The sequence below is a fragment of the Paraburkholderia sp. SARCC-3016 genome, from assembly GCF_031119615.1.
Taxonomy (GTDB): domain Bacteria; phylum Pseudomonadota; class Gammaproteobacteria; order Burkholderiales; family Burkholderiaceae; genus Paraburkholderia.
Genome location: NZ_JAVHZD010000006.1, coordinates 133,477 through 156,174, shown reverse-complemented (window position 1 = coordinate 156,174; position 22,698 = coordinate 133,477). Strand labels below are relative to the sequence as shown.

Genomic DNA, 22,698 nt, shown 5'->3' with positions numbered 1-22,698 from the left:
CGTTCAATGATAGGCAAAAGCCCGCTTCGAGGGTTCGGCGGCGCTTTTTCCGTGCTGGAGAAAGCGAAGCGCGACTATTGCATCAGTTCAAGGTCGCTGACGAGCTTTCTGACTGCCTTGTTGTCGCCGACGATGCCGACGCCCAGATAGGCAAGCTCGCGCGTATCCACGGCTCTAACCGCATCCCTGAACGCCGCGTAGTCCTTCGTCTGCTGGCCCTGGACCGGGAAGCCGACGATGTCGAAGTCTTGCTCGAGTGCGTCGGCCCTGAGCTTCGACAATTGTCCGACCGATGTTTTCAGCACCGATATCCCCACGGGAATCAGCCCGGGATGATGTACGTCCTGCGCATCGACGAGCGGCGCGCCCACCAGATACGGATGCCGCTCGCCGATCGTCAGCGCGATGACGGCCGCGGCGTTGCATGCTTTACCGGCCGGCAGCGCATCGTCGATAACGATTACGCAGCGCGGCGCCGCGATCTTCTGAATGGTTGTGTGAGGATGATCTGCTGGCAATTTCAATCGATGCTCCGCGTTTGTGGCGCAACCTCAGTTGCACTCCCGATCGCAATGTCTGCAGAGCAGATGATACAAACGTCAATCGAGCCTGTATTGAACGATTTTGCAGCCGCTCGCCGGGCAGCCGCGCGGCCTGGGCGCGATGGCGCACGCGCAATCGCAAGCACGCCTATGATTTCGCTTGCGCATCCATCGCGTCGCAGCGCGTCGATTTGCGCTCGTGCCGGTGCGATTCGAGCAGCTTGCCGGCATTCTTTACACTTATGTCAAGAGAAAACATGCCTAAGTGGAAAACACTCGTCGCGGCGGCCGCCGCAATCGTCGCGCTCAGCCATGCGTCATTCGCTGCAGCCAAAGGAGATGTCATGACCTACACGAACGATGCACAGGTTCATTACCGCACCGTCGATATCGATGGCGTATCGGTGTTCTACCGCGAGGCGGGTCCGAAGAATGCGCCCACCTTGCTGCTGCTGCATGGCTTCCCGTCGTCGTCGCGGATGTTCAACCCGCTCTTCGAAAAGCTCGCGAGCCGCTACCATCTGATCGCGCCCGACTACCCGGGCTTCGGCAACAGCGCCGTGCCGCCGCCGTCGCAGTTTGCATACACGTTCGATCACATCGCTGAAGTAATCGATGCGTTCACGGTCAAAATGGGCCTCATGCACTACGTCATGTATGTGCAGGACTATGGCGGCCCGGTCGGCTTCCGGCTTGCGCTCGCGCATCCGGAGCGTGTCGATGCGCTGATCATCCAGAATGCGGTCGCGCACGAAGACGGCCTGGGGCCGCTCTGGAACAAGCGCCGCGAATTCTGGGCGAATCGCGCGCCAAACGAAGCTGCGCTGCGCGAAAATCTGATTTCGTTCAACGCGACGCGGCAGCGCCACCTCGGTTCGAGCCCGAACGTCGATCTTTACGATCCGGACTTATGGATGGACGAGTTCGCGTTTCTGAGCCGGCCTGGCGAAGTCGACATTCAGAGCGATCTCTTCTACGACTATCGGACCAATGTCGCGTCGTATCCGAAGTGGCAGAAATGGATGAAGAAGACGCAACCGCGCACGCTGGTATTGTGGGGTAAGTACGATCCGTCGTTCCAGGTTGCGGAGGCGGACGCCTATCGGCGCGATCTGCCCAACGCCGAGATTCATGTGCTCGATGCCGGACATTTCGCGCTCGACGAAAAGGCGGGACAATGCGCCGGGCTGATCGACCGGTTCGTGCAGAAGGTGACCGCGGACAAGCGTTCGTGACGAAACCGCTGCACGGGCTGTGCCACAAGGACCGTGTATAAGGTCGTGTAAGGGCCGTACCATACCGGCCGGCCCGTGCAGCCACGCTGTAACCGTTATTCGCGCATGATCAGAGCGCGACGTCGTTCGCCCCGTGCTTATGCGACGACGACGTATCCGACTGCATACCCGCCTGCAGCCCCTGCTGCTGCATCTGGATCAACTGCATCGACGGGTCCTGCTGCTGGTCCCGCTGCGCCTGCATTTCCTTCTTCATCAGTTCGCGGATTTTTTCTTCGATTTTCTCGCGCTCCGCCGGCGTCATCTGCGCGAATTGCTGGGGCGTGATGCCCAGTTGCGCGAGGATCGAATTGAACAGGCCTTGCCCGGGGTTGCTGCCCGCATAAGCGTTCAATTGTGACAGCAGGTCCTGAAACGACGACCGCTCGTTGCGGTCCGGCGCGCCGAGCGGCGCATCGATGCTGCCCGGCACGGCGGCGTTGTCGCTAATCTGCATGACGGTGACTCTCCTTCGAGCGCTTGCTCGCGTAGATATTCAGAGGAACAGGCAAACCGGAGCGCGTCGTTCAGGCACGCTCCATCGTCAAGCATACGGCCGGCAGCCCGACCCGAAAGCGTCGAGAAAGCGACAGAACCGGCCATATTTTTACCGATTGCCTGAATCTTGCGCAGAGACGTCGCGCGATGCGTAACCGGTATAACGGGCGTAACCGGTATTCGCAACATGGCCCGGTGAGTTCGAACCGGACCGGCTACCTATTTCCCGCGCTCCATCGAATATTCGGCCGGCGACAAGCGTTCATGTGACAAAGCCCTCGTTCGATTCGTGCCGAGGCCGAACGCATTGCACTGTTTAAAAGGTCCACACATGAACGCCATCTCGCCGGCCGCGACTACGCGCGAAGCGGCCGCTGTACCCACGCTGATTGCTTCGCTGCTCGAGAACGCCGCGCAGCATCCCGACACGCCTGCCATCGTCGATGGCGATCTCACGCTTGCATACGAGCCGTTCGTCGACGCCGCACAAACACTGGCTGCGCGTTTCGCCGATCTCGGCGTGAACCGGGGGGACCGAGTCGTGTTGCACCTCGGCCATTCGCATCAGGCGACGGTCGCCTGCTATGCCGCGCTGATGCTCGGCGCGATCACCGTGCCGCTCAACGTCCATCTGAAGGCGCACGAACTCGCGAGGCTGATGCGCAGGCTACGCCCGGCGCTCTATATCGGCCATCTGGCCCGGCACGAGACGATGAGCGATGTGCCGCCCGATCTGCTGCCCATCGACCGGCGTTTCTACGTCGATCGTGCATACGTCGATATGCGGCGCGCGGCGGACACGGCATCGGGGGACGGGCACGAGCGTGCGGGCCGCAGCTGGGACGCGTTGATCGGAAACGCAGGCAGCACGCGACCCTTGCCGCAGCCCAATCCAGACGCCATTGCGATGCTGCTCTGCACGTCGGGCACGACGGGCGAGCCCAAGCTCGTCGCGCATACGCAGCGCTCGATCGCGCACGGCATCGAATTCCTCAGAGAGGCCGGTTTTGGCGGCAGCTCGCTGCCGCTCGCACCGACGCCGCTGTTTCATATGCCGGGTCTGTTCCGCCTTTGTGCGACCTTGACGCTCGCCCAGTGCATGGTGCTGCCGTCGTGCGTCGATTTCGACGGCGCGGCCTATCTCGATGCAATCGAGCGGCACCACTGCACGACGGTTGCAGTGAGCCCGTTTGGCGCCGCCGAGATGATCCGGGCACAATCGATCCGCGCTCGCGCGACCGCTTCGTTGCGTGGCTGCATGGTGACGGGCGATGCCTGTTCGATCGAGCTGCAGCAGCGTTTCGAGGCATGCTTCGGGGTCCCGCTCGCGGTCGGCTATGGCATGACCGAAGCGCCGCTGTGCGTCGTGGCCGGCCGCTCGCCGCGCACGGTGCGCGCGCGGCCGGGAACCGCGCGCATCGTCGATCGCAACGGCGACGATGTGCCGGTCGGCTCGCCCGGCGAACTGATCCTCGATGTGCCGATGCTATGCGACGGTTACTGGATCTCGCCGGGCGTTCTCGATGCCGTGCGCGACGTGCACGGCTGGTACCACACGGGCGACCTCATGCGCGCGGACGAGCACGGCGACCTCAGCTATGTGGCGCGAATCAAGGAGATCATCGTGCGCGACGGCGAAAACATCGCGCCCGCCGAGATCGAGCAGACGCTGCTCGCGCATCCGGATGCCGACGATGCCGCCGTGGTCGGCGTGCCGGACGGCGTACTCGGCGAACGCATCGTCGGTTTCGTCAAACTCGCCGCGCATGCCACCGGCACCTCGCCGCACGACGTTCGCGCATGGATGGCGACGCGGCTTGCCGAGCACAAACTGCCCGAAGTCGTGTTGCCGGTCGAGCGCATTCCGCGCACGCCGTTCGGCAAGGCCGACCGCCGCGTGCTGCGCGAACTCGCGCGCGACGAACTGGGACTGCACGGCGCACGCAACGCCTAGCCTTTCCGCACGGTGCGCCGCTACCATCGGCGCAGCGGCGCGTCAAAACCCGTGTTCGGCCGCGAGCATCTGCGCGGCCCGCTCGCCGATCACGACGCACGGCGCCATCGTATTGCCGGTCGTGATGCGCGGCAGGATCGACGCATCGGCGATGCGCAACCGGTCGATGCCATACACACGCATGCGCGTATCGACGACCGACATCGCGTCGTGGCCCATCTTCGCGGTACAGCTCTGATGCGAATGGCTGACCGTGCCGTTGCGCATGAACTGCTCGAGCGCCGCGTCGCCGACCGGCCCCGGCAGATACTCGCGCCGCGTGAAGGGCCGCAGCGGCGCCGAATTGCCGACGTCGCGGCAAAACTCGATGCAACGCCTGAGCGTGCGCAGATCGGCGGGGTCGGCGAGGAAATTCGCGTCGATCGCGACCGGGTCGAGCGGATGCGCGCCCGTCAGACGCACGCGGCCGCGGCTCTCGGTGCGCAACACCGCCGTCGTCAGCGACCAGCCGTGCACGGGCAGATCGCGGCCGGCCGCTTCGGGGCTCGCGTACGGCAGTTCAGTCAGAAACGTCTGGCAATCGGGCCGATCGCGCCGGCCGTCGCTTTTCCAGAGCGCGGTCATCTCACCGAGGTTGTTGCGGCCGACGATCGGGCCGGCCGCCTCCCACACGCACGGCGCCATGAAGTGGTCCTGGAAATTGCGGCCGACGCCGGGCAGCGACTGCTTGAGTTCGATGCCATGGCGGCGCAATTCCGCTTCGTCGCCGATGCCCGATTGCATGAGCAGCTTCGGCGTCTGGATCGCGCCGAGCGACAACACGACTTCACGCGTCGCACGCACGCGTTTCAGTTCGCCGTGGCGCAGATATTCGACGCCGGTCACTGCGGCGCCGTCGAACGTGAGCCGCATCACGAGCGCCTGCGGCAGCACGACGAGATTCGACCGTGAGCCCGGCGACTGCAGAAACGGGTGCACATACGCGCGATACACGGACTGCCGGCGCCCCTCGCGCACGCACACGTTCGTGAACGCGGCGCCGCCGTCGCCTTCCATCATCGCACCGTTATGATCGGCGACCGTCGGCACGCCGGCGCGCGCAAACGCTTCGAGGCCAGCGGCGGCGATCGGATGCGGATCGGGCGCCGGCTGCACGAACAGCGGACCGCCCTGCCCGCGCCGCCGCGGGTCCGGCTCGCCGTGCCAGTCTTCGATGCGGCGATAGATCGCGAGCACCGATTCATAGCTCCAGCCGTCGTCTTCGGTGGCTTTGGCGAGATCGTCCCAGTCCGCCTGATGCCCATGCGCCCAGGCCATCACGTTGATGCTCGCGCCGCCGCCGAGCACCTTGCCCATCGCCATCGGAATCATGCGGCCGTTCAGATTCGCGTTCGGCGTCGCGCGAAATAGCCAGTTCTGCTCGCTGCGCCTGAGCATGGGCCACGCCGTGCTGTCGATGACCGCGGGGACCTCGTCCGTGCCGCCCGCTTCGAGCAGCAGCACGCGCAACTCCGGGTGCTCGGCGAGACGCCGTGCGACAACGGCGCCCGAACTGCCCGAACCGCAGACGATAAAGTCGAAGGTCGTATCCGCGCTGTGCACTCGCGCAGCGCGAGCGGACCGCGGGTCCGGTGAGGAAAACGCGGTGGAACCGGTTGAATCGGTGGTATCGGTAGAGGCGCTCGTCATCGTCATCTCGCATGGAGGCGGCATGCGATGTCGAGCGTACGCGCGCGACGCAACGGCACGATGCGAATTGCGAAGCACCGCACCGCTTCACGAATGCAAGACGGTGCGGTTGAAACAGCGTGAAGGAGATTTGAAGGAGTCCGGCCGGGTCTGCCGTTACTTCGCGAACAGCGACGCCATATTGGCAAACGACTTGATCTCGACCGCATTGCCCGACGGATCGAGGAAGAACATCGTGGCCTGTTCGCCGACTTCGCCCTTGAAGCGGATATGCGGCTCGATGATGAACTTCGTGCCCGCCGCTTTCAGCTTGTCGGCCAGCGACTGCCATTGCTGCATCGACAGCACGACGCCGAAATGGCGCACCGGCACCGCATCGCCGTCGACCGCATTCGTCGCGCGGTGACCTGCTTCGTCGGGCGACAGATGCGCGACGATCTGGTGACCGTAGAAGTTGAAGTCGACCCACTCGGGCGAGCTGCGACCTTCCGGGCAGCCGAGCAATTCGCCGTAAAACTCACGCGCTGCCGCGAGGCTATGGACCGGAAATGCGAGATGGAAAGGCGGCATCGCGCCTTGTGTCGTATCTGTCATCGAAATCTCTGAACGCTATCGGATTGTGACTGGGGCTTGATTTGAGCCTGATTGAATGGAACGTAGTCTACTGATAAACGCAAACGCCTGAAAGCTCAATGATTTCGCGCTGAGCCTCAAAGTTTTCGATAACCGGGCCCCGCCCGCCCCTCGCGGCCTACCCCTTGCGCAGCGGCCCCGTCGTGCCGCGCACGATCAGATCGGTCGGCACGATGTTCTGCGAACTGACGGGGCGCCCTTCGATACGCGCCAGCAGATAGTCGGCGCTGCGCGTGCCGATTTCGTCGGCGGCAAGGCGCATGGTCGTGAGCGGCGGCGTCGTGAAGCTCGATACCTCGATATCGTTGATCCCCGCGATCGACAGTTCGCCGGGCACCTCGATACCCGCTTCATGCGCTTCGGCGAGCGCGCCGATCGCCAGCAGATCGGTGCCGCAAATCACGGCTGTCGGCCGCTCCGGACCTTGCATCAACGCTTTCATCGCCATCTGCCCTTCGATGATCTTGTGCGGCATTTCGATCAGATGCTCGTGGCGCAGCTGCAAGCCGCGCGCTTGCAGCGCGGCGCGCACGCCGATAATGCGGTCCGCCGCGCGGTCGCTGTGCTGGGTCATCTGCGTGATCATGCCGAAGCGCGTGTGACCGAGGTCGAGCAGATAGTCGGCGAGACGCCGGCCGACCGCGACATTGTCGAAACCGACATACGGGTGGTCGTGGTCGACAGTCCAGCCGTTGACGAGCGGAATCTGCTCCTTCGCGATCAGTTCGTAAAGTGCGGGCGAATGGCTGCGGCCAACCAGCATCAGGCCCGCGATGCCGTCCGCGATCAGCGCGCGCACCTGCTTGAGCTCGTCCTGCTGGTCGTAATACGAGCAGCCGAGCAGCAGCGTATAGCCGGCTTCGCCGATACGCTTTTGCAGCGCGAATACGCCAAGCGCGAAGTTCTGGTTTTCGAGCGACGGAATCACCGCGCCGATCGTCTTCGAACGCTGCGACGCCAGCGCACGCGCCGCCGCATGCGGCGTATAGCCGAGCTGATCGGCGATATCGCGCACGCGCTGCCGCAAGTCGGCCGCGACCGTCGCGTTGCCGTTCAGCACGCGCGAGACGGTCGCCGTGGAAACGCCCGCGGCGCGGGCGACATCCAGTACGGAAATCGCGTTCGATTTGCGGCGCGGCGCGCGCTTTTTTATTTCTGCAGTCAACGTTGCACCCAGCCCGGTCTTGTCCCGCGAGGCGCGCACCGCGCCCCTACGAGCGGCATTTTATAGCGCGAATTCTGCAGTGCCGGATTTTGTAGCACGTCAGTTCATGGGTCGAGGTCGGCGCATACGGTGCGATGCGCTTGAGCAGAACGACAACCGGATCTCAGTCGATGCGCTTCACGTCGCCGTCGAATTCGACGATGCAGCCGAAGCCGCCATGAAACAGCGCCTCGCGCGCATCTTCGCGCGCCCCGGCTGCGGCAATGCGTGCAGCGGCGCTCGCTTCGGCATCGTCTTCGGGCTCGTAACCGAGAAAACGCGCGTTCGCATTGCTCCAGCGGTTGCGCGCATTGTTCGATACGCCGTACACGATCACGAAGTGATAGTCGGGATAATCGATGCAGCGCTTCGTCAACTGCACCATGTCGCGATGGCTGATCCACGTGTACAAATGGCGCGGCATGGTCGGCGTGTCGTCGGCGCGAAACGAGCCGATACGCAGGCAGGCCACCGACATCGCGTGCTTGTCCGCATACAGCCTGCCGAGCGCTTCGCCGAACACCTTCGATACGCCATAGCGGCTGTCGGGGCGCGGCGCGACCGTATCGTCGATCATGCGGTCGCGCCGATGAAATCCGACCGCATGATTCGAGCTCGCGAAAATCACGCGTTTCACGCCCGCTTGCCGCGCCGCTTCGAACACGTTGTAGCAGCCGTCGATATTGATGTCGCGGATTTTCTCCCAGCTGTCTTCATCGGGAATGCCGGCCAGATGCACGACGACGTCGACGCCCTGCATCGCGGGCAGCAGATCGGCGAGGCGCGTGATGTCCGTCCTGACGATTTCCTCGCCGTCGCCGGCCGGCGCTTGCGGCGCGATGTCCGCGAGGCGCAGCCGATACTGGCCGCGCAAACCGGCACGCAGTGCGCGGCCGATATGGCCCGCCGCGCCCGTGATCAGAACCCGTGTCATTCGCTTGTCTCCCTATCCCTTGTTGCTGTGATGCCGCTGCGTCCATCGCGTCGTGCACGCGCCGCCGCCATTCGCCGCGGCGATGCCCTGTGCTATCAGGCCTTGTTGCCGCCGCCCGGCACCGTCGCGACCACTCTCGGCGCGCGCAGGAAATCGAAATCGCAGCCGTCGTCGGCCTGCATGATCGTCTCGAGGAACAGCTTCCGATAGCCGCGTGCTTCGGGATCCGCTGCGCGAGGCGGTAACGCGGCAAGGCGCGCGGCGATGTCGGCGTCGGACAGCAGCAGTTCGATCGAGCGCTGCTGCACCGAAAGCCGGATGCGGTCGCCGCTGCGCACGATCGCAAGCGGTCCGCCGATCGCCGCTTCGGGCGTGACGTGCAGCACGATCGTTCCGGCCGCCGTGCCGCTCATACGGCCATCGGAAATGCGCACCATGTCCTTCACGCCCTCGCGCGCGAGCTTGCGCGGAATCGGGATATAGCCGGCCTCGGGCATGCCCGGCGCGCCGACCGGCCCGATGCGCTTGAGCACGAGCACGTCGTGCGCGCTCACGTCGAGCGCGGGGTCGTCGATGCGGTTGGCGAGGTCTTGCGCGTCTTCGAATACGACGGCCCGCCCTTCGTGCTCCATCAATTGCGGATTCGCGGCGGACTGCTTGATGATCGCGCCGCCGGGCGCGAGGTTGCCGCGCAGCACGGCGATGCCGCCTTGCGGATAGACCGGCTGCGCGAGCGGCCGGACGACATCCTGTTTGAACGGCGCGGGCGCCGCGTCGAGCTCCTCGCCGAGCGTGCGGCCCGTGACCGTCAGCGCGTCGAGGTGCAACAGATGCTTCATTTCGCGCATCACGGTGACGAGCCCGCCCGCGCGATGCAGGTCTTCCATGTAATGCTGGCCCGACGGCTTCAGGTCGACGAGCACCGGCGTTTCGCGCGCCATCCGGTCGAGCGAATCGAGGTCGATGCGGATGCCGAGGCGCCCCGCGATCGCGGTCAGGTGAATGATGCCGTTGGTCGACCCGCCGATCGCAAGCAGCACGCGCAGCGCGTTTTCGATCGCCTTCGGCGTCAGGATTTTTGCCGGCGTCAGGCCGGCCTTGATCATCGCGACTGCCTGCGTGCCCGTGCGCTCGGCGATGCGGATGCGGTCCGCGCTGACGGCCGGCGGCGACGCGCCGCCCGGCAGCATGATGCCCATCGCCTCGGCGATGCAGGCCATCGTGCTTGCGGTGCCCATCACCGAACAGGTGCCGACCGTGGCGACGAGCTGCGTATTCACGGCGTCGATTTCGGCTTCGTCGATCTGGTCGGCGCGAAAGCTCGCCCAGAAGCGCCGGCAGTCGGTGCATGCGCCGACGCGCTCGCCGCGATGCGAACCCGTGAGCATCGCGCCCGTCACGAGCTGAATGGCGGGCACGCCGGCCGCGGCCGCGCCCATCAGCTGCGCGGGCACGGTCTTGTCGCAGCCGCCGATCAGCACCACCGCGTCCATCGGCTGTGCGCGGATCATTTCTTCCGTATCCATCGACATCAGATTGCGCAGATACATGCTGGTCGGGTGCGAAAAGCTTTCCGCAATCGAGATGGTCGGAAATTCGACCGGCAGGCCGCCCGCCAGCTGCACGCCGCGCTTGATCGCCTCGATCAGCTGCGGCGCATTGCCGTGACACGGGTTGTACGCGCTGCCCGTATTCGCGATTGCAACGATCGGACGCGACAGCGCGTCGTCCGTATAACCGGCGCCTTTGATGAAAGCGCGCCGCAAGAACAACGAAAAGCCTTCGTCGCCGTAGTTGGTCAGGCCTTTGCGCAGGCCCGTTTTCGCGTTGCCGTCTGAGTGGTCAGCCATGGGGGGAATGTCCTCGATCGGATGCCGCTGGTGCGGATGATTGACGTCGATTCTATCGGGGCTTATAGCCGACTTCAAGTAAGCGCTTTCTCAAACGATATTACCCGGCGCATCAAATGCCCGCCACGGCGCGCTGCATCGCCGCACTTGATGCGGGCGTGCCGCGCCCGTACCCTGCCTCCCCTGAACGCTCACCCTGGTCGTGTTCCGTATTCCGTCACCGCGGCTGGCTTTTGCCTTGGTGGATTCGGGACGCTCTGCTGCGGCGCGTCCCGCTATGGCTTCGTTTTTTGCGCCCGCCAGTTGCAGGGCGTTGTCGCGCACCTCGATCTTCACCGGGTCGGTCTGCTTCCACTGCTTCTTCGGTACCACGAGCTTCCAGGTCGAATCCTTGCCCGCATCGCGGAAAAACGCGACGACGCCAACATACTCCGTGCCGCTATTCATCGGTTCGGTGACGCTTGCGCTCGCATCGGGCCGTAGCACCACATCTCTCGTCGCCAGCAGATCGGGCCTTAGCGCCTCGAGATCGTTCGTCTGCAGTTGCATGTAGTCAAGCTGCTCGAACGCCTGCGGCGTCCTCAGCTGATAGATCCGCACCACGGTCGACAACGATTGCCCAGCGCCGTTCCGGTTCAATGACGACCGGCTGACGAGATCCAGGTTCATTGTCTTGATCTGCGTGGTGAACGCCCATTTCGCCGCGCCCACCGTGCTATCCGTCACCGCCTGTCCGAGTCCGCATGCTGCGACGGTGAGGGTGGTGGCCAACGTCACTGCGCCGGTTCGAAGTGCCCGCATCATCCTGTTGATTCTCCAGGTGTTCCGTGTTCGTGAATTTCCGAAGTCGATGACTGCGTCAGCGCGCTGAGCGGTGCTGACCCGCTTGCCGGTCGCTGTCCCCTGTCCAGACGCCCAGTTGGACTCGCGTCACCGGGTTCGCTCGACCCGGTGCGAGCGGCTGCGGCAGCTGCGTTGTGTAGCCGAGGCTGAGCTGATCGGAGTTTAGTACCTGCGCAGGCATCAGTTCCGGGCGCACGTGCATCTCCAGTTGCGCCTGCGCCTCGTAGCCGAGATAGAACCGCAGCAGCGCCATGACTTCGCGGTGATTGCCGTGCCCCGGCATCAGTCCAAGCACCGATTCGGGCGTCTGCGGAGTAATGACGACTCGAACCGAATTGCCTTGATCGTAAAAGCCACGTCCGAGCAGGCAGTGCTCGCCGAGAGCCGCAGGCTCGCCGTCTTCGACGTCGATCCATACCGGGTGGAATTCCTCGACGGCGATCCGCGCATCCGGCACCGCGTGTTGCAGTACCCCTGCGAGCCCTTCGGCCGTGCGCGTCTTCTGGCCGGCAAGCCCCAGCATCGACAACAGTTTTCGGGTGCCGACTGCGTCCCGGGTTTGCGGGCGGCCAATGCCCAGCCCCGCGAAGCTCAGCAGGTAACGCGAGACATCGTCCGTTCCCCCGCGGCGAAATCCCGCCGGGTAGCGGTACTTGCGCCAGACACGGTAGTACTGCGTGACGACGCGGTGATGGAACAGATCGAGGAAAGCCGACATCGGTTCGGCACCCTCGCGATTCTGCGCTACCTCGTCGACGAAATACGACGGCATGCGGGCATCGACGCCGTACAGTCCAAGAAACGTCGTGCGCACCGCGGGAGGCATCGCCCGGTTGTCCAGGTCGTATTCGACCGCATCGATCTCGCGGTTCGGAAAGCCCACGCGCGCCCGTGAGCGAAAACGCACCGGCTCGCTCGTGGGCGAATCGGTACTGCCGATCGACGGACGATCGGGCGCCGAAAGCTCGATCAGCTCACAGAAGCGGAAGAAATTCATCCGCGTTGCGCTGGCCAGCAGCGCGGGCAGTAGCGACCGGTCGGCGTAGTGGGCGAATTCCCGCCCGGCAAGGTTCACGCGCGGCCCGTTCAAAACGGCGCTCCTTCGCCTTTCGTGTCGGGCCACTCGATGCGCCGCCCGGTCGGTTGCGACACGATCACGAGCTTCGTGTAGAGGTTCAGCGTCGCATACAGCCCGAGGAAGCGGTTCAGCATGCCGCCGAACAGCTCCATATCGCCATCGCCCGCGAACTGGCCGCTGTCGAGCGTCACCTCGATCTCGACACCGCGCTGCAGCCCGCCTTTCACGAGCTTCTGCAGCAGCCGGTGCTGGACGTCGGTAATCGCATCGATCCGGCGTTTGTTCAGTTCACCGTCGGTCCAGTCGTACAGCGCCAGACTCCCGCGCAGAACTTCCGCATTGAGCAGCGACAGATAGTTCGGCGCCAGGTGCGACAGCACGCGCCACTGGAAGCGGTCGCCGGTCGGCGGGTAGACAGGAAGCGTCGGCGCGGTCAGATTCCGAACCGAGCCGATATTCGTGAAGCCGCCGCGCATGCGCGTGATACCGGCTTCGCGCAGCCCCTTGCGCGGCAGCATGCCATTGGTGCCGGTGACGGAGAGCGACAGCGTTTCCTTTGGCAGCGCGTTCTGCTGTTCCCATGCATGGCCGCCAAGGACAAGCCAGGTGTCAAACCGGCCGGACGGGCCGCGCCGCATGCGCGTATGGAAATACCGCTCCGGCATTTCGTGACGCAGCATGCCGCCGCGATGACGGAACGACGCGAACGGCGCGTATTCGAAACGCTGGCCCGATCCAGACTGGAAACCCTGCACGGTGTCGACTGCATACACCTCGACATGCTTGCCGCGCTGCTCGTGCGCATGCACGCGATATTCGGTCTCGAACTGAGTAGCGGTAATCGGATCCGCCTCCAGCGCAAACAGGTTGATGATCGGCGTGCAGAACAGCCGCAGGTTGCCGGCGGAAAAACGCATGTCGTCCGGATACGGCTTCGCGAGCACGATCTCGACGTCGAAATATTCAGCGCCATGAGGAATTGCGCGCATGTCGAGACCGACCAGGTCCACAAACATGAATTTTTCTGGAAAGGTGAAATACTCGAGCAGCAACTGGTAACCACCGAACGCGTTGTCGGCCTTCGGCCACAGACGCTCGTCGGCGGCAAATCCGGCCGGTTCGATATGCAGGCCTCGCATCGCCTGAGGCGCGCCGGGGCGGTCCTCCGGATGGCCCGGAACACGCACCTGCACGGCCAGCGGATCGGCCGTGAGCGCAGCGTACAGGGTCAGCGCCACCGGCCGGTCGGCATGCAGATACAGCCGCAAGCGCGGCACCTCGAGCTGTTCGCGCCGCGCTTGCGGCTGCAGTTCGAGACGCAAACGGATCACCGAGCGCCCGTCCTCGCGCGCGTACGCGTCCGCTTCGCTCAGGCGCAGCGGATAAAGATCGACTGCCTGGGTCGTCCGGTAGTCGCACTCGATGCCCTCGTCTCCGACCGGGTCCGAGATCACCTCGAGTCCCGGCGCGAGCGTTTCATGCCTCTGCAGCGCACCGGCCACCGGCTGCAATTCCAGAATCGAGAGCGACGGAATCATGCGCAGATAATGCGGCCAAAGCATGCTGACCAGTCCCTCGGTCAGCTCGGGCAGCTCATCGTCCAGTTTGTGGCGAAGCCTCCCCATGAGGAACGCGAACCCTTCAAACAGTCGCTCGACATGCGGATCGCGCTCGCCGATACGGTCGATATTGAGCATGCGGGCGCGATCCGGAAACGCTTGCGCGAACTCTTTGCCCGCTTCACGCAGGTAGCGCATCTCCGCATCGTAGTAGCGCAGGATCTCGTGGTCTTTCGTCGGGCTGCTCATCGGCCTGGCCTCAGGTGGTGCTCGTGGTCGTACAGGCGCGCATTCATGCAATCGCAACCGCGCGCGCCGGATCGATTGCGGTCAACTCGCCCGTCGGAACGTCGATGGGCCGCGCGAGCGCGGACTTGTCCGCGTCCTTGCGGTTTGCACGGATTGAGCGGGCGGCGTCGCCGATGGGCGCACGCCGGTCATCGCGGCGGCCCTGTGCCGAACGGGCAAGACCGGAGGGCGTGCGTGCGCCGGACAACACATCGAGGAGATTCATGTACATGCGGGTCAATGATTGCCCGAGGCCGATGCGCCAAGCTGGTCGGCACGGATCAGCGTCGGCGCAATGAAGATCAGCTTTCGCAACGAAAATTGCGGACCGTGCGCCTGCATCCGCAGGTGGCCGCGACGCCAGTGAGGTGCAACTTCGCCGGAACCATACTGGATCGCCTGGGTCGGGCCCACGATGATCCTGTTGTAGCGACTGGCCAGTCGCCGCTCCAGTTTCGAAACTTTTTTCCCGCCCGCGCGCGCGAGCCGCGCGGCCGTTTCGTCCCGGCGCAATTCATCGGTGCGGATCGCGCCTGGCGTCTGCAGGTAGAGCAGTACCTTGGTGCACATCTGCACCATGGCCACCGCCGTGGCGGCGTTACCGTCGCGAGGGGCGGCATCCAACGCGTGATCGACCAGTGAATCGCGCTCGTCGGTGAAACAGAGCTGTAGTGCGTAAGGCAGATCCTGAGGATTCCCTGGCGCACTGCCGACCGCGAGAAAAACGATATCGCGACGCTCGTCCACGCAAGTTTCGAAAATATAGATGCCGGTGGTCGTGCACGGACGATCGAGGGTGGACCACAGGGTTGGATCGACTGCCGCCGCCATCTGCGGACCAAAGCGCAGAAAAACGGCCGGCACCGGAAGTCGGAAGAGCGACGCGGGCACGTCCTCGCCGATATCGGTCTGCGCGAGCCAGGTCTGCAACGCGGCAGTGGGTTCGATCACCGCATGCGGCCTCACCTGGTAGAGCGCCGCTGCCGAGGCAAGCAGAACCGGTCGTTGCACTTCATCCTGCGTCATGGTTCGCAGGAACTGCGGATTGTTGATACGCATGGCCTCGACCAGCAGTTCCATTGCGGCACTCCCGGCGCCGGGAGGCCCATAGGCGCGGTCCGGTCGCAAATGCCATCGCTCGTACCGCTCGCCGTCACGGCGTGCAAGGACCTTTGCCCATGCCTCCCAGGCCTGCACCAGACCGACGCTGGCAGCCCGCACAGGCGGCAGTTCACGGCTGGTGGTGCGCGTCCTGGCTGTTGCCACGAGAAATTCCCTTGCGCGCAGATCCAGTTCGCGCGCAAGCAGGTCGGGGCTCGTCGTGTTCTGTCCGGATTTCATAGCGGTCTCTGCCCTCCAGGCAGCGGTGTTTCGGCGTGCCTCGCCGCATCGAGCATTGCCTTCGGAAGAGGCGGAGGCCCATCCATTTGCGCGGTCTTTTTCGTGCCCTGCACGACGCCCGGCCGTTTCACGATGAAAATTCGCGCTGGCAGCACAAAGCCCCTGAGCGCAAGCAGTTCCAGCGGACCCTTGCCCACATCGGTACGCATCATGTAGCTCAACGGATACGCAAGGTCGGTCGAGGCCGGTGTCAGCGCTGCGTGACTGGCCAGGCTATCTGCGTCTTCGGCGTCGGCGTCGGCGTCGGCTTCGTCTTCGCCGCCGCTGCCGCTGCCGTCCGCCCGGCGCGCGACACCCGACTCGCCCGTTGCCGAGGCACTCGCCGCCTGCGCAAGCGTCACGGCCGGGGTATCCGGGGCGGCCTGCCAGGTCAACTGGTACGTCGCGTCGTCGAGCGCCTCGACCCGAGCCCGCTCCAGCATCCGTACGAGCCCCCAGCGACCACTGAACTCGAAGCTCTTGTTCGTGCCGGCTTTCTCCGTCTGCCATTGCAACCGGGTGCCAAGGCTTTGCGGGTCATTCGATGGCCACGTCATCGCGCGCCATGTCTCCTGCTGGTTGAAGTAATGCAGCTTCTGGCCATCGAGCGTCAGCAACGTATCCGTTACGCCAGGCGTGGGCACCGGCTTGAACTCGAACCTGTATTGCGGCTCGCCCTGCGCGAGCAGATGCCCGGCGATGCGCTGGAGCGTATTCAACGCCTTGAGGAAGGCCGGATCGACGGCCAACTTCGCACCCGTCGACACCGGTACCCACCGATCGCCCTGCAGTTCGAGCACTCCCGCGAGCTGGGTGCTCAGGAACGCCGCGATCAACCCGCCCTGCGGCCGCAGAAAGCGCGCGAGCTCGGGCAGCGAAGCATCGTTGTCAGTATTGGCAAACGGATAGCGCCCGGCGAACGACCGGTTCCATGTTGCCGCGATGGCTTGTCGCCATGCGTCGTTCAGGCTTGCCTGCGCCGGCTGCAGAACGGTCTGCGTGGCCTGCACGACAGGCTGCACGAAAAGTGCGTCTCCCATACCCGCCCATTGCGCGCCGAGGCCGGCGGCGATCAGTTGCGCGTAGGCCTGCGTGTCGGCCAGCTCCGAGCCTTTGCCCTGAAACAGCGACTGCGCGATCTGCTTCGCCTGAGCATCGGCATCGGCGCTGTCGCTGATCCGCTGCAGCCTCAGGCGCAGGGTGGTCACACGCTCCATGAAGCGTTGCAGGCTCAAATCGCTGTTCGTCCCCGCGCCGGCCTCGCCGTTGCCATTGCCCTGGGCAACGAGCCGCATGACGGGACCGAACGATGCGCCAAGCGGACCGGCAGAATCGGGTTTGGCCGTTTGGGGCCCCTCGACCTTGCCGACGAACATGTTCTGCGCTTTCGTTACCAGCGTGTCGGACAAGGACTCCTTCAACGCTCCGGCGCCGCCCTGGTATTCGAGCGATTTCATCAGCGCGATCACGGGGGACTGCCGTGCGTCGGCCATCAGCTTCAGTTGTTCGATCGCGGTTGGAAGCGTCGGCGCGGGTTCCCACTGCAGGGTGTTCATGAAACCCTGCCAGTGGTCCGCGTAGTCGGCAAAATACCGGCTGGTCAGCTCCTGCTTCAGAGCGTCTGCCGACTGTGGCGATCGTGCCGATTGTGCCGATCGCTGCCGGCCACCCTGGCCGGTGTCGAGCACCCAATCGGCCGCCACTTCGCTGCGCGTTGCGGCATCGTCGATTGCCGCCGCGATGGTGCCCTCGTAGGCCTGCCGCGTGAAGGGGCCTGGGACCGTCGCCGCTGAACGAAAAAGCCCGCGGGTGTCGGTGCCCGCGGTCAGCGACGACAGCGTCTGGGCAGGATATCTGTTGCCGACCGAATCGAGGATGCCCTGATAGATCGTGTCTTCGGAGTTCCTGACACCGATCACGGCGAGCAGTGTCTGCCGCGAGGCGTTGACCATTTCCTCGCGCGGCTGGATGCGCCAGTCGTCGTGCACCGGCAGATGCCGGGCATAAAAATCGAGCAGACGCCCGGACAGGTCGAGTTTTTCGCCAGCAGGCAGATTCGCATTCGTGCTCCAGTAACGCATGAGCAGCGGCATCATGAACCCGGCGTCCGCGCGTTTTGGCTCCGCCATCATCAGGTAAGTCTTGAGCGCCTTGTGCCCTTCGAGTGCGAGCCGGTTGGTCTGGTCGTCGATCTGCGTGGCGTGCATCTGTCCGAGATCCACCAGTTCGGCCTCGATGTTTTGCTGGACCGGCGTGACGAGTGCGCGTCGACTCGCCCGCGCGTAAGGTGTCCAGAGCGCGGAGAGCATTTCGGCGTCGTGGTTCAGTCCGAAGCGGGTCAGCAGTGGCGCGTGGTGCTCCGTTCGGCCTTCGTGCAGATCGATTCGATGCTGAAGCTCGAGCAGTGCGCGCAATTGCACGGCCGGATCGGTGGCCGTATCCAGTGCCTGAATGGCCCGCTTCGTGACCTGCAGTTCGCGCGCATTCGACAACCCGGAGATCAGCATGCCGGTACTCCACAAGCCGATGACGGACAGGGCCACGATCGCGAACACACGCTCCGGATGCGAGCCGGTCCGTCGGCCCGGCCCTGATCGTGCGGCCTTGCCGATGTGCTGCCAGAGCGGCAAATCGGCGCTGGTCGTGCCGTCGTCAGCGCGGCTCGCGGCCGCGGGATACGGGGCAAAGAACACGCCGTCGATAGTTCGATGACGTTGCCGGTCGCCCATTGCGGCGATCCATCCGGCCAAGGGCGTACTGCGCGTATCGAGGCGCTCCGACAATTGCGCGGCATAGCGGTCGTGGCCATTGCGACCTAGTTGCGCGACGCTGCGATCGGCGAGCTGGTGACGCAACGTCAGCAGCGCGGCTTCGATCGAGACGACATCTGCCCTGCGCGAAAACTCGCAGCCGACCACCGCAGTCGTGCCGTTTGCTACCCGGTCGGTCTGCGCCGCGTCAAGCATGTAGACTGGCGCGGCCCAATGCAGTGCGCCGGCGATACTCGCAAGATTGACGTTGCATGCACCGGCACCACGACGTTGCGCGGGCAGCGCCGCAGTGCCGTCGAGCGTCAGCACGACGGCATCGACCGGTCGGCGGCGGCGCAGTTTATAGATCTGCTTCAGCCAGTGTTCGTCGGGCCGGCCATCCGGACCGGCTCTGCTCCATAGCAGCACGGCGTCGCCGGTGACGAGCCAGCGTCGTTCGGCCAGCTCGGGCAACAATCGGCCAATCACAGCGTCATCGCCGGTGAGAAGCAGCCACGGACGATCGTACGCCCAGCCCAATCGACGGGATTGCCGTAGCTCGAAGCGCAAATCGCGCGCATGGGCGATTGCCTGGGCCGCATGCGTTTTCGCTGCCTGAGCAGCGTTATCGACAGCTTCAGGCGGCTCAATCCCTTGCTCCTTTGAATCCCGCCGCATGCGAAGCTCGAGTTGCGCGCGCCTGGGCAACGCATACGCAAGCAGCCCCAGCACCACTGCGCCAACAGCGATGAGCGGCAGCCGATTGCGGTCGAGCCACGCGTACAGATCCTGCGACTCCACGGTCAGAAACACGAAAGCGGCCAGGATGGTCGCCACGGCAGTGAGCATCAGCCACCGCCCCAGAACATATTTCTTCAATTCAGTTGTCCTCGAATTCCCCAGGTGCGACCACGCACAGTCGTGCCGGCTCCGCACCGGCTTGACGACAGGCGATCAGCTGCGAGTCTCGAATCGATTCGCCCGCTTCCAGTGCGAGGGAAAGCGCAATCCACCCGCTGACCGGCCCTGGCAAGCCGATAAAACTATCTACCAGGCGTTCGACAATCCTGGTTTCGGGCGAACTGAGCGACGCCGTGGTCGCAACCTCGAAAGCGTCGCCACAGCCGGTGAACCAGACGTGCGTCAGCCTTTCTGTCGTCAACTGCATCTCCATGAGCTGCGCCAGATCGGCTTTCAGCGTCTCGTCGCCGGTCGTCATCGGGCGCAATACATAGCCTGCGGCAGGCGCGATCGGCGCGCCCTCTCTTCCGTCGCCGTTGGCGCGCGACCCGAACAGGATCGCCGCGGCGCCCTCGCTAAAGGCTTGACCGCCATCGCCCGACCAGACCTGGGCGGCCACGATCAGCCTGGCCGGCAGTTCGTCCACGTCGATGTACTGCTCGATCCATTCCGCGCAGTCCGTGGCCGTCGCCATGTCGACCTCGAATTCGACGCCCGGCACCGTCCTCTCGAACATTCGCCTGGCTTCTGCTTGCCACGCTGCTTCTTCGGCGAGCGATGCCTCGTCGAGGATCAGCGTCAACGTAAGTTCTCGACATCCCGACAGCCTGTCCTCGAATCTTGCGGCGATACGGGCGAGGAGCGCCGAGCGCCGTTCTGCCGCTGTCTTGCCCTTTGCCCAGTCGAAGCCCGTAGCCCGGTTGGTGTTGACCGGCAACATGGCATCGCGATCGCGCAGCGAGTCGGCATCGATAGATCGAGGCAGGAACGCCGCGGCGTGAACCACCGGAAGACAACGGCGGCACCAGTCACGCCAGAGCGATTCCAGCCGCTGCTTCTCGCGCTCGCTCTCTTCGGCGATCAGCTGTTGCTGCTCCCACGCGTTCAGCCTCCAGCCGAATAGCAGGCCGCACGCGCATACCGGCGCGCCGATCAGTAGCGCCCAGAACGCCGTTGTGTGGGTCGACCTGTCGTGCGGCCACATCGTCAGCACGGCCGCGGCTGTCGCAGCCGCCACGACAAGGAGAGCGGGTAGCCACACGCGCGCTGAAACCGGTGGCGGACGCTCGATCGTCGCGAGCGTCGGGATGGGCCAGGACATGGGCGGGTCACAGAAAGTCCGGATACAGGGCGGGTATTGTCATGACGCTACAGGGCCCTTCCACTGAATGCATCGCCGATCCCATATCCCTTGCTATCGATCAGATTCTGCATCTCGATGCGCTGCAATTGCGTATCGGCAATGACGACCTTGTAGGTGCGCGCCTTAGCGAAGCCCGTATAGAAGCGCCGGTAGCGCAGATAGCCTTCCGGCTCCCACGAACCGGGCAAGAGCTTGCGGCAACCCACGAGCCATAGCCGGAACTGATGATCGTATGGCCGGAAACCCGCGTATGAATCATGCGCGTACGTGGAGAACAGATCCGCTTCGGCCTCCGAGACCGTGGGATGACTTCTCAGGCGTCGCAGCACATCGTCCGCTTCCGGCGCGAGCTTCCGCAATTTCGACACGGTGGATTCGGGAAGCGCACGCCGATGCAGGTCAGCCAGCAGAGGATTACCACGCTCGAATGTTTGAACAATCGCCTTGCCGGCCTCATACGAAGCCGATCCGGCTCGCTCGAGCAGGCCCGTGTCGAGTGCGGCAATATCGCTTAGCAGCGTCTGGTTGGCCCCGGCCAGATCGTCCATATCGCGCTTGCTCAGGGAATGGACGCGGCTCGCCCATGGGAGTTGCGTGTAGGTGTCACGCACCTGGTATCGCCACGCAAGGTAGACGATCAGCCAGTCTGCCGGCTGGCGGGCACTGGGCGAACAGGCGGCGTGGAAGCGGGCGTAGGCCTGGCGCAGACCATCGTCGACCTGAAACGGCTTGTAGCCGACATCCACATCATCGGCCTGCCGTACCCGCTCGGGGTTCAAAGGCACTTTGGCCGCCTGCGCGGCCTTGAGCATGTATTCCAGCGGAAGCTGCGACAGCTTCTCGCTGCTGAGCAGGTTTTTCGATGACGAAATGGGCAGGCGACCCCGTCCCTGTTCGTTCACCTCGTAGCCGCCACCCACGTCCGAGTGCATACCGGGAAACGCGTATTCGTGGCAGTTATCGGGAAGGCCGTTGTTGACCAGCACCCGGTCCAGCGGAAATGAAGGGCGATTCTCGTGCATCGCCACGAAATGCACACAGTTTTTTATCCGCCCGGGGATGCGGAGGTATTGTTCGCTGCCCCAGCCCGCATGGCCGTTCGTGAGGTCATACGTCATGCTGGAGCTGTTCGCCAGCCCGACCGACGCAACGGTGTCGAACAGGCCGAGGAAGCGGATCGTCGCCCGCACGCCGCACAGCATGTCGCCCTCAAACAGTTCGTTCAGCCAGTTGCAAAACACCCTGGCCTCCGCCGCACCGCGCGAGAAGCCGAATGCATCGATGAAGATCTCGACCGGTCTGGACTTATCAGGGGAACTGATCATCGCGGCAATCCGTTGCGCCTCGCGCTTGTAGAACGCCTTCGCATGCTGACGGCTGCCGGTCAGAGCGTCCATCAGCAGCCCGCCGGTTGTACGCATGCTCACCGTCTCCAGCGCCGATTCGTCCGCTGCGCCGCCGACCAGGCTGCTCCGTGTGTCGGTCCTGGGATTGTAGGTGCGGATACCGTTGCGGCAGAGGGCCATTACAACGTCGGCGCCGTAAGCTAAAAGTGCATCGGACGACGCGGCGCGATGGATCGAGTTGAATACCGACAGCAGGCCGAAATTGATCCGCCCATCGCCACCGCCGCCGAATGCCATGCCGGTCATCGCGGGGACATCTTCGCCAATGGGTTTGAACGGCGTGCCCACGCCGCTAACGTAAACAGGAAAGTAGCCCCCGTCGGGGTCATCGGGATAGGCGAAGAACAGCCGCGCGACATTGCTTTCCTTCCGGCGTTGCAACTGCGTTTCGCTACCATCGTGGCAAGCGTCCCCATCGTCCCAGTCCTTGTTGTTGCCTGTGCCATCGAAGAACAGGCCGATGTGAACCGCGATTTCGCAATGCTCGGTGCGCGGGATCACCGAGGGCAGTACCGGCACGATACCCGGCGTAGGTCCAAGCGGATGGATCGCGACGGGAATTTCCTGTTCGGGCAGTGTTGTCATGGTGTCCTTCCTTTCCCGGCCTACTCAAAACTTTTCTTGCAGTGGACGAACGGGGGATAGTCGTCCCACGGATGCTTCTTCGGAATCGGATCTTTCACCGGGTGCCTCGAGCCTGGCGCGTTGGCTT

17 protein-coding genes are annotated in these 22,698 nt (G+C 64.2%); 2 read left to right on the top strand and 15 right to left on the bottom strand.

The features are described 5' to 3' along the window. Positions 1 to 74: 74 nt before the first annotated feature. Positions 75 to 524: a DUF2000 domain-containing protein gene (locus tag QYH69_RS08400; protein WP_308831426.1), complete on the bottom strand. Its 450-nt coding sequence runs from the start codon at positions 522 to 524 to the stop codon at positions 75 to 77. A 362-nt stretch (positions 525 to 886) separates the two neighbouring features. Here QYH69_RS08400 and QYH69_RS08395 point away from each other — a divergent pair, with 362 nt between their 5' ends. Continuing rightward, positions 887 to 1,777: an alpha/beta hydrolase gene (locus QYH69_RS08395; protein WP_308831425.1), complete on the top strand. Its 891-nt coding sequence runs from the start codon at positions 887 to 889 to the stop codon at positions 1,775 to 1,777. Positions 1,778 to 1,886: 109 nt separating this feature from the next. Here the strand turns inward: QYH69_RS08395 and QYH69_RS08390 are convergent, their stop codons facing one another. Then, positions 1,887 to 2,273, bottom strand: a complete 387-nt coding sequence (locus QYH69_RS08390) for a hypothetical protein (protein ID WP_308831424.1) — start codon at positions 2,271 to 2,273, stop codon at positions 1,887 to 1,889. Between the two features lie 372 nt (positions 2,274 to 2,645). Between QYH69_RS08390 and QYH69_RS08385 the strand changes: the two genes are divergently transcribed. Beyond that, positions 2,646 to 4,268, top strand: a complete 1,623-nt coding sequence (locus QYH69_RS08385) for a class I adenylate-forming enzyme family protein (protein WP_308831423.1) — start codon at positions 2,646 to 2,648, stop codon at positions 4,266 to 4,268. A 42-nt stretch (positions 4,269 to 4,310) separates the two neighbouring features. Here the strand turns inward: QYH69_RS08385 and QYH69_RS08380 are convergent, their stop codons facing one another. From QYH69_RS08380 to QYH69_RS08320, 13 genes are all read right to left on the bottom strand, one after another. Next, the gene (locus QYH69_RS08380) at positions 4,311 to 5,957 is read right to left on the bottom strand and encodes a GMC family oxidoreductase N-terminal domain-containing protein (protein ID WP_308831422.1); all 1,647 of its coding nucleotides are present in this window, start codon (positions 5,955 to 5,957) and stop codon (positions 4,311 to 4,313) included. Positions 5,958 to 6,113: 156 nt separating this feature from the next. Next, positions 6,114 to 6,551: a VOC family protein gene (locus tag QYH69_RS08375; protein WP_374992368.1), complete on the bottom strand. Its 438-nt coding sequence runs from the start codon at positions 6,549 to 6,551 to the stop codon at positions 6,114 to 6,116. Positions 6,552 to 6,708: 157 nt separating this feature from the next. Then, a complete protein-coding gene (locus QYH69_RS08370; RefSeq protein WP_308831421.1) occupies positions 6,709 to 7,755 on the bottom strand; it encodes a LacI family DNA-binding transcriptional regulator in 1,047 nt (348 codons plus the stop codon). Between the two features lie 163 nt (positions 7,756 to 7,918). Continuing rightward, a complete protein-coding gene (locus tag QYH69_RS08365) occupies positions 7,919 to 8,728 on the bottom strand; it encodes an NAD(P)-dependent oxidoreductase (protein ID WP_308831420.1) in 810 nt (269 codons plus the stop codon). 95 nt (positions 8,729 to 8,823) lie between these two features. After that, on the bottom strand, positions 8,824 to 10,578 hold the full coding sequence (locus QYH69_RS08360; protein ID WP_308831419.1) for an IlvD/Edd family dehydratase: 1,755 nt from the start codon (positions 10,576 to 10,578) through the stop codon (positions 8,824 to 8,826). Between the two features lie 90 nt (positions 10,579 to 10,668). Further along, positions 10,669 to 11,349 carry a type VI secretion system lipoprotein TssJ gene (tssJ, locus tag QYH69_RS08355; protein WP_374992367.1) on the bottom strand — a complete coding sequence of 227 codons (681 nt, stop codon included), beginning with the start codon at positions 11,347 to 11,349 and terminating at the stop codon, positions 10,669 to 10,671. An 88-nt stretch (positions 11,350 to 11,437) separates the two neighbouring features. Then, positions 11,438 to 12,418: a type VI secretion system baseplate subunit TssG gene (tssG, locus tag QYH69_RS08350; RefSeq protein WP_308831498.1), complete on the bottom strand. Its 981-nt coding sequence runs from the start codon at positions 12,416 to 12,418 to the stop codon at positions 11,438 to 11,440. 89 nt (positions 12,419 to 12,507) lie between these two features. Then, a complete protein-coding gene (gene tssF / locus QYH69_RS08345) occupies positions 12,508 to 14,307 on the bottom strand; it encodes a type VI secretion system baseplate subunit TssF (protein WP_308831418.1) in 1,800 nt (599 codons plus the stop codon). A gap of 43 nt (positions 14,308 to 14,350) precedes the next feature. Further along, the gene (locus QYH69_RS08340) at positions 14,351 to 14,578 is read right to left on the bottom strand and encodes a hypothetical protein (RefSeq protein WP_308831417.1); all 228 of its coding nucleotides are present in this window, start codon (positions 14,576 to 14,578) and stop codon (positions 14,351 to 14,353) included. A 5-nt stretch (positions 14,579 to 14,583) separates the two neighbouring features. Next, positions 14,584 to 15,687 carry a hypothetical protein gene (locus QYH69_RS08335; RefSeq protein WP_308831416.1) on the bottom strand — a complete coding sequence of 368 codons (1,104 nt, stop codon included), beginning with the start codon at positions 15,685 to 15,687 and terminating at the stop codon, positions 14,584 to 14,586. Then, the gene (locus QYH69_RS08330) at positions 15,684 to 19,355 is read right to left on the bottom strand and encodes an ImcF-related family protein (RefSeq protein ID WP_308831415.1); all 3,672 of its coding nucleotides are present in this window, start codon (positions 19,353 to 19,355) and stop codon (positions 15,684 to 15,686) included. Before QYH69_RS08330 ends, QYH69_RS08335 begins: the two co-directional genes overlap by 4 nt. Before the next feature lies 1 nt (position 19,356). After that, positions 19,357 to 20,430, bottom strand: coding sequence for a hypothetical protein (locus QYH69_RS08325; RefSeq protein WP_308831414.1), 1,074 nt, complete (start codon positions 20,428 to 20,430; stop codon positions 19,357 to 19,359). Between the two features lie 155 nt (positions 20,431 to 20,585). After that, the gene (locus tag QYH69_RS08320) at positions 20,586 to 22,571 is read right to left on the bottom strand and encodes a DUF2235 domain-containing protein (RefSeq protein ID WP_308831413.1); all 1,986 of its coding nucleotides are present in this window, start codon (positions 22,569 to 22,571) and stop codon (positions 20,586 to 20,588) included. Positions 22,572 to 22,698: the final 127 nt, after the last annotated feature.

What these genes read in the sequence shown, in the direction of transcription:
- QYH69_RS08395 (WP_308831425.1), top strand. Translation starts at nt 887, where the DNA reads ATGACCTACACGAACGATGCACAGGTTCATTACCGCACCGTCGATATC.
- QYH69_RS08390 (WP_308831424.1), bottom strand. Translation starts at nt 2,273, where the DNA reads ATGCAGATTAGCGACAACGCCGCCGTGCCGGGCAGCATCGATGCGCCG.
- QYH69_RS08385 (WP_308831423.1), top strand. Translation starts at nt 2,646, where the DNA reads ATGAACGCCATCTCGCCGGCCGCGACTACGCGCGAAGCGGCCGCTGTA.
- QYH69_RS08380 (WP_308831422.1), bottom strand. Translation starts at nt 5,957, where the DNA reads ATGACGAGCGCCTCTACCGATACCACCGATTCAACCGGTTCCACCGCG.
- QYH69_RS08375 (WP_374992368.1), bottom strand. Translation starts at nt 6,551, where the DNA reads ATGACAGATACGACACAAGGCGCGATGCCGCCTTTCCATCTCGCATTT.
- QYH69_RS08365 (WP_308831420.1), bottom strand. Translation starts at nt 8,728, where the DNA reads ATGACACGGGTTCTGATCACGGGCGCGGCGGGCCATATCGGCCGCGCA.
- QYH69_RS08360 (WP_308831419.1), bottom strand. Translation starts at nt 10,578, where the DNA reads ATGGCTGACCACTCAGACGGCAACGCGAAAACGGGCCTGCGCAAAGGC.
- tssG (WP_308831498.1), bottom strand. Translation starts at nt 12,418, where the DNA reads ATGAATTTCTTCCGCTTCTGTGAGCTGATCGAGCTTTCGGCGCCCGAT.
- tssF (WP_308831418.1), bottom strand. Translation starts at nt 14,307, where the DNA reads ATGAGCAGCCCGACGAAAGACCACGAGATCCTGCGCTACTACGATGCG.
- QYH69_RS08340 (WP_308831417.1), bottom strand. Translation starts at nt 14,578, where the DNA reads ATGTACATGAATCTCCTCGATGTGTTGTCCGGCGCACGCACGCCCTCC.
- QYH69_RS08335 (WP_308831416.1), bottom strand. Translation starts at nt 15,687, where the DNA reads ATGAAATCCGGACAGAACACGACGAGCCCCGACCTGCTTGCGCGCGAA.
- QYH69_RS08320 (WP_308831413.1), bottom strand. Translation starts at nt 22,571, where the DNA reads ATGACAACACTGCCCGAACAGGAAATTCCCGTCGCGATCCATCCGCTT.